General features: G+C 68.9%; 9 protein-coding genes. 3 read left to right on the top strand and 6 right to left on the bottom strand.

Features of this window, described 5'->3' with window-relative positions:
- Positions 1-8: 8 nt before the first annotated feature.
- The 6 genes from ACWEPL_RS55800 to ACWEPL_RS55775 all read right to left on the bottom strand — a co-directional run bounded on the left by ACWEPL_RS55800 (position 9) and on the right by ACWEPL_RS55775 (position 5861).
- Positions 9-1058 (bottom strand): aldo/keto reductase, encoded by a 1050-nt coding sequence (locus tag ACWEPL_RS55800; RefSeq protein ID WP_363974743.1) that lies wholly within the window; start codon positions 1056-1058, stop codon positions 9-11.
- A gap of 46 nt (positions 1059-1104) precedes the next feature.
- Positions 1105-1560 (bottom strand): hypothetical protein, encoded by a 456-nt coding sequence (locus tag ACWEPL_RS55795; RefSeq protein ID WP_452441396.1) that lies wholly within the window; start codon positions 1558-1560, stop codon positions 1105-1107.
- An 82-nt stretch (positions 1561-1642) separates the two neighbouring features.
- Complete coding sequence (locus ACWEPL_RS55790) at positions 1643-2617, bottom strand: aldo/keto reductase (protein ID WP_355195669.1); 975 nt, start codon at positions 2615-2617, stop codon at positions 1643-1645.
- A gap of 3 nt (positions 2618-2620) precedes the next feature.
- On the bottom strand, positions 2621-3529 hold the full coding sequence (locus tag ACWEPL_RS55785) for a carbohydrate ABC transporter permease (protein ID WP_363974736.1): 909 nt from the start codon (positions 3527-3529) through the stop codon (positions 2621-2623).
- 8 nt (positions 3530-3537) lie between these two features.
- A complete protein-coding gene (locus ACWEPL_RS55780; RefSeq protein ID WP_350727704.1) occupies positions 3538-4437 on the bottom strand; it encodes a carbohydrate ABC transporter permease in 900 nt (299 codons plus the stop codon).
- Positions 4434-5861 carry an ABC transporter substrate-binding protein gene (locus ACWEPL_RS55775; RefSeq protein WP_452441394.1) on the bottom strand — a complete coding sequence of 476 codons (1428 nt, stop codon included), beginning with the start codon at positions 5859-5861 and terminating at the stop codon, positions 4434-4436. Before ACWEPL_RS55775 ends, ACWEPL_RS55780 begins: the two co-directional genes overlap by 4 nt.
- 264 nt (positions 5862-6125) lie before the next feature.
- Here ACWEPL_RS55775 and ACWEPL_RS55770 point away from each other — a divergent pair, with 264 nt between their 5' ends.
- The 3 genes from ACWEPL_RS55770 to ACWEPL_RS55760 are packed head-to-tail and all read left to right on the top strand — an operon-like array spanning position 6126 to position 10245.
- The gene (locus ACWEPL_RS55770; protein ID WP_363974729.1) at positions 6126-7874 is read left to right on the top strand and encodes a glycoside hydrolase family 97 protein; all 1749 of its coding nucleotides are present in this window, start codon (positions 6126-6128) and stop codon (positions 7872-7874) included.
- Positions 7871-9031 carry a CBM35 domain-containing protein gene (locus ACWEPL_RS55765; RefSeq protein ID WP_452441393.1) on the top strand — a complete coding sequence of 387 codons (1161 nt, stop codon included), beginning with the start codon at positions 7871-7873 and terminating at the stop codon, positions 9029-9031. Before ACWEPL_RS55770 ends, ACWEPL_RS55765 begins: the two co-directional genes overlap by 4 nt.
- Complete coding sequence (locus ACWEPL_RS55760; RefSeq protein ID WP_363974723.1) at positions 9028-10245, top strand: carbohydrate-binding protein; 1218 nt, start codon at positions 9028-9030, stop codon at positions 10243-10245. The genes ACWEPL_RS55765 and ACWEPL_RS55760 overlap by 4 nt, the downstream gene beginning before the upstream one ends.
- The last annotated feature ends 6 nt before the right edge of the window (positions 10246-10251 follow it).

The raw sequence follows: 10251 nt of genomic DNA, 5'->3' as shown, positions 1-10251 counted from the left end.
GGCGGCGCTCAGAACTCCACGCCGCCGGCGATCGGCGGGTTGAGCCGGGCGAAACCCTCCTGACGCCGGTACGGGAAGTAGGGGTACGCCGCCGTGGTCGCGCTCGCCGCGTCCAGCCGGGCCACCTGGTCCGGCGTCAGCTCCCAGCCGATCGCCCCCAGGTTCTCCTGGAGCTGCGACTCGTCGCGGGCGCCGACGATGACCGAGGAGACGGTCGGGCGCCGGAGCAGCCAGTTCAGCGCGACCTGGGGGACCGACCGGCCGGTCTCCGCGGCGATCTCGTCCAGGGCGTCCACCACCGCGTACAGCAGCTCGTCGGCCACCGGCGGCCCGAAGGCGGCGGTCCTGTGCAGCCGGCTGCCCTCGGGAAGAGGCCGGCCCCGGCGGACGCGGCCGGTGAGGCGGCCCCAACCGAGCGGGCTCCACACCACCGCGCCGACGCCCTGGTCGTGGCCGAGCGGCATCAGCTCCCACTCGTAGTCGCGCCCGACCAGGGAGTAGTAGACCTGGTGCGCCACGTAGCGCGGGTAGCCGTACCGCTCGGCGGTCGCCAGCGACTTCATGAGCTGCCAGCCGGAGAAGTTCGAGACGCCCACGTAGCGCAGCTTGCCCGCCCTGACCAGGTCGTCGAGCGTGGACAGCACCTCCTCCACCGGGGTCGCCGCGTCGAAGGCGTGCAGCTGGAACAGGTCGATGTGGCCGGTGCCGAGGCGGCGCAGCGCGTCGTCGACCGCCTTGATCAGGCGGTGCCGGGAGGTGCCCGCGTCACCGGGGCCGTCGCCCATGGGCAGCCCGGCCTTGGTGGAGATGAGCGCCCGGTCGCGCCGCCCCTTGAGCGCCTGGCCCAGCACCTCCTCGGACGCGCCGTCGGAGTAGACGTCGGCCGTGTCGAACATCGTCACCCCCGCGTCGAGGCAGATGTCCACCAGCCGCCGGGCCTGCGCCACGTCGGTGTCGCCCCACGCGCCGAACAGCTCGCCCTTCCCGGCGAACGTGCCGGCGCCGAAGCTCAACGCCGGAACCTTGAGCCCGGACGCCCCCAACTGCCGATATTCCATGAAAAATCACTCCTTAATGGGTCTGTCGTCCCCTTAAGGTAGCACGCTAACGGGAAAGCTGTTTCATTATGGAAGGGTGGCGTCGATGGAAGGAGAGGGAGGCGAGGCAGAGCAGCACGGCCCACACCGCGCAGTAGCCACCGAAGAGAGCGCCGCCGCGCTCGGCGAACAGGGCGCCGGCGGTCATGCCGATCGCGCCCGCCGCGGCCATCGCCGCGCACGACCACAGCAGCGCCGCCAGCGTCCGGCGCGGCAGCGGCCGACGGAAAGGAATGAGGGAGGCCAGCACGACGGCGGCCATGAGCAGGCCCGCGGCGGCGTTGGCCCACTGGGCCCGCGCGACCTCGCCGGGCCCGTACTCCAGATAGGTCTCCGGGGCCACGCGCGGGCCGCCGGTCACGCCGATGCGCTCGGCGAGGGCGAAATGAATCTTGGACGCGACGTAGAGCAGCGTCCAGGAGGCCGCTGCCCAGACGGCCCATCGGCCGGTCCAGGTGATCATGTCACGATCGTGCCGGTCGCCCGGGCAGCGGCGGATCCCCGTGACGAGCGAGCGCCCTCACTCTCACGGGGGAGACGGCTCCTTACGCCTCGATACCGGCCTCCTTGGCGGCGCGGTCGATGGCGGCCAGCTCGTCGTCGGAGAAGTCGAGCCGGTCGACGGCGGCCACGTTCGCCTCGAGCTGCTCGGGGCTGGAGGCGCCGACCAGCACCGACGTGACGCGCGGGTCCCTGAGCGCCCAGGCCAGGGAGAGCTGCGCCACCGTCTGCCCGCGCGAGGCGGCCAGCTCCGACAGCGACCGCACGAACGCCAGCACCTCGGGCGTCACCCGGTCGGGGGTGAGGAAGCGCGCCTCGGCGGCCCGCGAGTCGGCGGGGATGCCGTCGAGGTAGCGGTCGGTGAGCAGGCCCTGGGCCAGCGGCGAGTAGACCACGCAGCCGACGCCCTCCTGCTCCAGCACGCCCAGCAGGCCGTGCTCGATCTTCCGGTTGAGCAGCGAGTACGACGGCTGGTGGATCAGCAGCGGCGTGCCCAGCTCGCGCAGCAGCCGGGCGGCCTGCGCCGTGCGCTCGGGCGAGAAGTTCGACACGCCCACGTAGAGAGCGCGTCCCGTGCGGACCATGTAGTCCAGCGTGGCGACCTGCTCCTCCAGCGGCGTCTCCTCGTCGTCGCGGTGCAGGTAGAAGATGTCCACGAAGTCGAGGCCGAGCCGGGCCAGCGAGCGGTCGAGCGTGGCGAGCAGGTGCTTGCGCGAGTTGCCCTTGCCGTACGGGCCGTCCCACATGGGGTTGCTGCCCTTGGTGGTGACGACCACCTCGTCACGCAGCGACCGCGGCAGGAGCCGGTTGAACGTCGCCTCGGCGGCGCCGAACGGCGGGCCGTAACGGTCGGCGATGTCGAAGTGGGTGATGCCGAGGTCGAGCGCCTTGTTGAAGATGGCGCGCTGGCTGTCGAGGGATTTACCCCCGCCGAAGTTGTGCCACAGGCCGAGCGACACGGCGGGGAGGAGGAGACCGCTGCGGCCGCACCTTCTGTACGGCTGGCGTTCGTAGTCCAAGGATTACCTTCCTGCGATTCCGGTGAGCGTGACGCCCCGGATGAACGTCTTCTGCGCCAGGAAAAAGATGACGAGGATGGGCAGCATCGACACTAGCGCGACGGCCATCATCTGGTTGTACTGGGTCACATACTGACCGTTGAACATGCCGAGCCCCTGGGCGAGGGTGATCTTCTCCATCGAGCGCAGGTAGATGGAGTTCTCCAGGTACTGGTTCCAGTTGCCCACGAAGGAGAACAGGCAGATCGCCGCGATGGCCGGCTTGGCCAGCGGCAGCATGACGCTCCACAGGATGCGCAGCTCCGAGGCCCCGTCGATGCGGGCCGCGTCGATGAGCTCCTGCGGGATCGTGGTGAAGAACTGGCGCAGCAGGAAGATGTACAGCGCGACGCCGAAGAACTCCGGCACGACGAGCGGCAGATACGTGTCGACCCAGCCGAGCTTGGAGAACATCACGAACTTCGGCACCAGCGTGATCTCGCGCGGGATCATCATGGTCGCCAGCAGCGCCGCGAACATGAAGCCCGCCGCCCGCGCCCGCAGCCGGGCGAACGCGTACGCCGGCAGGATGCACGAGACGAGGTTGCCCACCATGGACAGCGCGGTGATCACGATCGTGTTCAGCAGGAACCTGGTGAACGGCAGCGACCCGGACCAGCCCTTGGCGTAGTTGTCGAAGTTGAAGGAGTCGGGCAGCCACTGCGGCGGGAAGGCCAGGTTCTCGGCGTCCGACTTGAGCGAGGTCGTCAGCATCCACAGGAACGGCAGCAGGAACACCGCCGAGCTGATGGCCAGCAGGATGTACGCCCCGGAGCGCCGGATCCGTCTGACGCGCTCGGCCTGCTCCGAGCTCAAGGGCTTGCCGCCCGTGCGGGGGGAGCGCGCGGGTTTCACCGCGGTCTCGACGAGCATCGGCGACCTCACTTGAACTCGTAGTGCACCCAGCGCCTGGCCAGGCCGAACTGGATCGCGGTCACGGCGATGACCAGCACGAACATCGCCCACGACAGCGTGGCCGCGTACCCCATGTCGAAGTAGACGAACGCGTGCCGGTAGATGTAGAGCCCCAGCACCATCGTGGCGTTGCCGGGCCCGCCCTCGGTCATGACCAGGATGAGCACGTAGCTCTGCAGCGCCGCGATGAACCCGGTCACCACGTTGAAGAAGATGACCGGCGACATCATCGGCACGGTCACGCTCCAGAAGCGGCGCCACCACCCCGCCCCGTCGATCTCGGCGGCCTCGTAGAGCGTCTTCGGGATGCCCTGCAGCCCGGCCAGGTAGATGACGATCGTGTTGCCCGCGCCCCACACGCTCATCAGCACGAGCCCGGGGATGGCCCACTCCTGCGAGGCCAGCCAGCCCGGCCCCTCGATGCCGACCGACGCCAGCACCTTGTTGATCAGGCCGTAGTCGGGGTGCAGGATGTTCAGCCACAACAGCGCCGTGGCCAGGCCCGACACCACCGACGGCAGGTACATCACGGTGCGGAACAGCCCCTGGAAGCGCAGCGGCTGGTTGAGCAGCAGCGCCAGCAGGAACGTGAACGACACGCCGAGCGCCACCGAGCCGAGGCCGTACTGCACGGTGTTCTCGATCGACTCCCAGAACTCGGGGTCGTTGAGCATGCGCTCGTAGTTGGCGAGCCCCACCCACGTCGGCGGCTTCAGCAGGTTCCAGTCCATGAAGCTCAGCACGACGGCGCCGAGGATCGGGCCCGCGCTGAAGAGCACGAACCCGATCACCCACGGCGAGACGAACAGGTGGAAGCGCCGCGCCTCGCGGCGCGCCAGCGTGCTGCGGGCGCTGACGGCAGTCATGCGATCTTGTTCTCGGCCAGTACGGGCGTGACCTTGTCGGCGATCTCCTTCAGCGCGTCCTCCACGCTGACCTTGCCGAGCATCGCGCGCTCCCAGATGGGCTTGGCCGTGTCGACGACCTTCTTGTTGGCCGGCAGCCGCAGCACGCCGTCGTCGGAGGCGTAGTCGGCCAGGACCTCCTTGACCAGCTTCGCCGTCTCGTCGGGGATGCCGACCGCCTTGGCGTTGGCGTCCCAGGCGGACTGCCGGGCGGGCGCGGTGATCTGGCGGAACTTGTAGCCGGAGGACGACAGGAACTCGTGCATGTAGATCCAGGCGGCGTCCTTGTTCTGCGAGGAGGCCGTCATCACCAGCGCGCTGCCCACGGCCGGGGTGAAGCGGCCGGCCGGGCCCTTGGGGATGTGCGTGGCGCCCCACTTGAACGCCGTCTGCTTGGACAGCTCCAGCATCAGCCAGGCGCCGTTGATGAGCATGGCCGCATGACCGGTCTTGAACGGGTCCACCTTCTCCAGCAGCTGCAGCTCGGCCAGGCTGGGCACCGCCTTGTCCTTGACCAGCAGGTCCATCCAACGGCCCATGGCCTCCCTGGCCTTGGGCTCGTTGATCATCACCTTCGACTCGGCGGCGTCGAGGAAGCGGCCGCCGAACGGCATCAGGAAGACGGCGCCGAGGTCGGGACCCGGGGTCGGCATGGGGGAGAAGCCGTAGATCTTCTCCGCGCCCGACCCGCTGGTCATCTTCTTCGCCGTCTCGAAGAGCTTGTCGAACGTCCAGCTCTCGTCCGGGTGGTCGATCCCGGCCTTGTCGAACAGATCCTTGTTGTAGAAGAGCAGCTTGGGCGCCATGTCGGTGGGCAGGCCGTACAGCTTGCCGTCGCGTTTGAAGTAGCCGAGCCCGCTCTGGGGGATGTCGTCCATGTCGAACTCGGGCGTCTTGGCGATGTACTCGTCCACCGGATGCAGCACCTGGTTGGAGATGAGGTTCTGCGTCCAGGAGTAGTGGTTGTAGAGCACGTCGGGCAGCGTGCCGCCGGCGGCCTGCGTCATGTACTTCGTCAGGAACTGGTCGAAGGGCGACGACTCGCGCTTGATCTCGATGTTCGGGTGGCGCTTCTTGAAGAAGAAGTCGAACTGGGCGTTGCGCACCTCGGTGACCGCGTCCGTGGTCATCGCCACCGTGATCGTCACCTTGGACGCCGGGTCGGCCACGTCCGTCTTCGGCCACGTCAGCGAGTTGTTGAGCTGCTCGGCCGCCTCGAACGGCCAGGCGTCGCTGCCCGGCCGGTTGGGATCGATCAGCTGCGCCCCGGACTTGACCGGAGCCGCGGCCTGCTTCTGCTGCCTGGTGTCCGCGCAGGCGGACAGCACGGGCGCCGTCGCGGCCGCCACCGCCAGGGCCAGCATCTGGCGACGGTTCATCTCCATGGTGGGCCTCTCAAAGGAAGAGCTCGATAGAGGTCGGATGTATCAGCGCGTTGATGAGCTGGACCTGTGGCAGTCCGTGAGGCATGGCCGTACCGTAGACCCGGTAATTAACTTCGTCAAGAATTGAATTGAAAGCGCTTGCAACCTAGGCTCTAGCGCACTGTGAGGAGATCCTTACGCCTTGACCGGCGGCCGTGCCAGGTGTGGGGACGGCTGGTGAGCCGCGATCGACTCCTCCTATCTCTTCCTTTCCCTGGAGGGCACGTGCCAAGCTGGACGTTCAGTGACGAGGACCTGGAAGCGGGGCTGACCCTCTCCACCGAGGGCGTGCTCACGCTGGAGGTGCGCCACCGCGAGCGGACGGTGCTGGAGCCGTCCAGGCTGGGCATCAGGACCGCCCACGCCGACCTGAGCAAGGGGCTCACCCTGTCCGGGATGTCCGAGCGGCGGGTCGAGGAGACCTACCGGACGGTCACCGGCAAGCGGCGCGAGCACGGCTACGAGGCCGGCGAGTGGACGCTGTCGTTCACCAAGGACGGGCACCGGCTCGACGTGCAGGTCCGCGTCGGCGGGCACGGCGTGGCCTATCGGTACGTGGTGCCGTGGACGGGCCCGGTCACCGTCGTGGAGGAGGCCTCCGAGTACGTCCTGCCGCCCGAGGCCCGCGCGGTGCTGCTCCCGTACGAGAACGGCCGCTGCGACTACGAGGAGATCCACCGGCACGGCACCGTCGCCGACGCCGAGCCCATCCTGTACGGCTACCCCTCGCTCTTCGAGACCGGCGGCTCCTGGATGTTCGTGACCGAGTCGAACCTGGACAGCGGCTACGCCGGCTCCCGCCTGCTCCTCGACGGCAACACGTTCCGGCTCGACCTGCCCGACCCGTACGTGACCGCCGCCAGCCCGCTCACCACCCCCTGGCGCACGATGATCGTCGGCGACCTGGCCACAATCGTGGAGAGCGACCTGGTCACCAGCCTCGCGGAGCCGTCCAGGGTCGAGGACACCTCCTGGATCAAGCCCGGGGCGGCCGCCTGGTCGTGGTGGTCCGACGGGCCCTCGACGCGCGACCTCGACGCCCAGAAGCGCTGGACCGACTTCGCCGCCGCGAACGGCTGGCCGTACCTGCTGGCCGACGCGGGCTGGAACAAGGAATGGATGCCCGAGCTGATCGCCTACGCCAAGGAGAAGGGCGTCGGCGTCTGGCTCTGGTCGCACTGGCAGCACGTGGACACCGAGCTGGAGCACCGCGAGAAGCTCGCGCTCTGGAAGGAGTGGGGCGCGGTCGGCGTGAAGATCGACTTCACCGAGTCCGACGGCCAGGACCGGATGCGCTGGTTCGACGCCATCCTGGCGGCCACCGCCCGGCTCGAGCTCATGGTGGTCTTCCACGGCGGCACGATCCCGCGCGGCACCGAGCGGACGTGGCCGCAGTTCATGACCGCCGAAGCCGTCAAGGGCGCCGAGTGGATCAAGCCGAAGCCCGGCAAGCAGCCTCTCTACCAGCCCGCCCACTACCTGTCGCTGGCCTTCACCCGCAACGTGCAGGGCCCGATGGACTTCACGCCGTGCACGTTCACCGGCGTGCGCACGATCTCGGCCGGGTTCGAGCTCGCGCTGTCGGTGATCTTCGAGTCCGGCGTCCAGCACTTCGCCGACGGCATCGAGGCCTACGAAGCCCGGCCGGAGGCCCTGCGGCTGCTGTCGGCCGTCCCCACCGCGTGGGACGAGACGCGGCTGCTGTCCGGCGACCCCGCCGACCACATCCTGCTGGCCAGGAGGAACGGCGGCGAGTGGTACGTCGGCGCGGGCGTGTCGGGCGAGGCCCGCACGCTCACCGTGCCGCTCGACTTCCTCGACCAGGGGGAATGGGCGGCCGAGATCTACCGGGACGCCCCAGGCGACCGGATCCTCGCCGAGACGGTCACCGTCTCCGCCGGGGGCAAGCTCGACCTCGCCGTTCCCCCCAACGGCGGGTTCACGCTTCACCTCAGGAGAAATGAGGACCAATGAACAAGCGCATCGGCGGCGTCTTAGCCGCCCTGGTGGTCACCGCCGCCGCCGCACTGCCCGCCGCCACTCCCGCCGCGGCGGCCGCCTGGACGCTGCGCTGGAGCCCGGATCCGGCGGACGACACCGTCGCAGAGGCGTTCGAGGGCATCGAGGACGACCGCGCCGACTCGCACTCCGGTGTCACGCACATCTACGTCTCCGGCGGCGCGTACCGCTTCGACATGCACACCCAGGACCGCGACGGCGACGACCGCCAGCGCAACGAGGTCAAGGGCATGCGGACCGGCGGCAGCTCGTACCTCAAGATCCTCGAGAACGAGACCTGGCGCATCAGCTACCAGCTGTACATCCCGACCTCGCTGGACGCGACCAGCAGCTTCACCCACATCGCGCAGATGAAGGTGCCCGGCTCCGGCGCGCCGCTCTACACGATGTCGCTGCCCATCTCGGGCGGCACCCCCAAGATCAACGTCCGCTACTGGGACGAGGCCGAGCAGACCCACGAGGTCGGCAACACCAACCTGGAGCCGATCCAGGGCAAGTGGGTGGACACGACGTTCGAGTTCAAGGCCTCCGACAGCGGCTACCTGCGCTGGACGCTCAAGGACGGCTCCACCACGCTCGTCGACAAGCGCCTGGACAACACCGACCTGTGGCGGGGCGACGACGAGTACCTGCGGCCCAAGTGGGGCATCTACCGCAGCATCAACAGCTCCGGCCTGCAGAACACCTACCTCCTGGTCCGCAACCTGCAGGCCTACCAGCTCACCGGCGGCGGCAGCACCGACCCGTCCGTGTACGAGGCCGAGCAGGGCTCCTTCAGCGGCACCGCCCGCACCGCGTCCTGCTCCGGCTGCTCGGGCGGCACCAAGGTCGGCTGGATCGGCGGCGGCTCCGGCAACGCGGTCACGCTGAACGTGCAGTCCTCCTCCGCCGGCGCCCGGCAGTTGACCGTGCACGGCCTGGTCAGCGGCACGCGCAGTTTCCAGGTCAGCGTGAACGGCGGCGCCGCCCAGACCGTCTCGCTGACCGGCACGGACTGGAGCACGCCCGTTTCCACGACGGTCCCGGTGCAGCTCGCCGCGGGCGCCAACAGCGTCCGCTTCTTCAACGACGGCGCCAGCGCGCCCGATCTCGACAGGGTGACAATTCAGTGAGAAGGCACCTGGTGGGAGCCCTGGCGGCGATGGCGCTGCTCCTGCAGACGGCCCCGGCCCACGCCGTCGCCATCGGGTCTCCCATCGGGGCTCCCCGATGGGAGACCCGGTGGAACCCCAGCCCGTGGCGCGACGGCGTCAACGCGTTCGAGGCGCTGGAGGACGACCGGCGCGGCTCCCATCCCGAGGGCCTGCCGCACGTGCGCGCCGAGAAGGGTGTGTGGCGGTTCGACGCGCATCTGGAGGACCGTGACGGCTCCGACCGCATGCGCAACGAGGTACGCGGCATGCGGGCCGCCGACGGCAGCCCGTTGGAGATCCGCAAGGACGAGACCTGGCGGATCACGTACCAGATGTACATTCCGGACACGCTGGACGCGACCACGAACTTCACCCACATCTGGCAGCTGAAGAACTCCGACGTCGGCACGCCGATCGCGCAGATCTCGCTGCCGGTCGTGAACGGCGTGCAGAAGATCGCGGCCCGCTACTGGACGCTGGAGGACAACAAGTCGCACGACTTCGCCACGGCCGACCTGGAGCCGATCCAGAACAAGTGGGTCACGACGACCATCGAGTTCAAGTCCGGCGACGCCGGATACATGCGGTGGGTGCTGCGTGACGGCCCGAAGAACGGCTCGCGGACGATCGTGGACCAGAAGGTCGAGAACATCGACCTGTGGTGGACGCAGGAGCAGTACAACCGGCCCAAGTGGGGCATCTACCGCAGCATCAAGAGCGCCGGGCTGCAGGAGACGTACCTGCTGGTCAAGGATCTGAAGGCGGAGCAACTCGGGCCCGCGACGCCGCCGGTGAAGCTGCCGCCGCCGGACCGCGGCCCGGGGACGTACGAGGCCGAGCGGGCCGGCAACGTCTTCGAGGGCGCCGCCGAGCCCGCCTACTGCGCCGTCTGCTCCGGCGGGCGGAAGGTCATCCTCGTCGGCGGCAACGTCTACGACTACACCGTGGTCAGGGGCGTGCTGTCGGAGACCACCGGGACCCGGCAGCTGACCGTGCACGCGCTGGTGGACGGCTCCCAGTCGTTCTCGGTCAGCGTCAACGGCGGCGACGCGATCCAGGTGCCGATGACCGGCACCAAGGACACGGTGACCACCACGACGGTGCCGGTGGACCTGGTGGCCGGGGTCAACACGATCCGGTTCTTCGGACTCACCGCCCGCGGGCCCGAGCTCGACAAGATCGTCATCAGATAGGTGAAC

Source organism: Nonomuraea sp. NPDC004186, from assembly GCF_053603495.1.
This window is presented reverse-complemented; position numbering and strand designations above follow the sequence as displayed.

Coding starts and splice junctions, on each gene's coding strand:
- ACWEPL_RS55800 (WP_363974743.1), bottom strand. CDS start 1,058: ATGGAATATCGGCAGTTGGGGGCGTCCGGGCTCAAGGTTCCGGCGTTG.
- ACWEPL_RS55795 (WP_452441396.1), bottom strand. CDS start 1,560: ATGATCACCTGGACCGGCCGATGGGCCGTCTGGGCAGCGGCCTCCTGG.
- ACWEPL_RS55785 (WP_363974736.1), bottom strand. CDS start 3,529: ATGCTCGTCGAGACCGCGGTGAAACCCGCGCGCTCCCCCCGCACGGGC.
- ACWEPL_RS55780 (WP_350727704.1), bottom strand. CDS start 4,437: ATGACTGCCGTCAGCGCCCGCAGCACGCTGGCGCGCCGCGAGGCGCGG.
- ACWEPL_RS55775 (WP_452441394.1), bottom strand. CDS start 5,861: ATGGAGATGAACCGTCGCCAGATGCTGGCCCTGGCGGTGGCGGCCGCG.
- ACWEPL_RS55765 (WP_452441393.1), top strand. CDS start 7,871: ATGAACAAGCGCATCGGCGGCGTCTTAGCCGCCCTGGTGGTCACCGCC.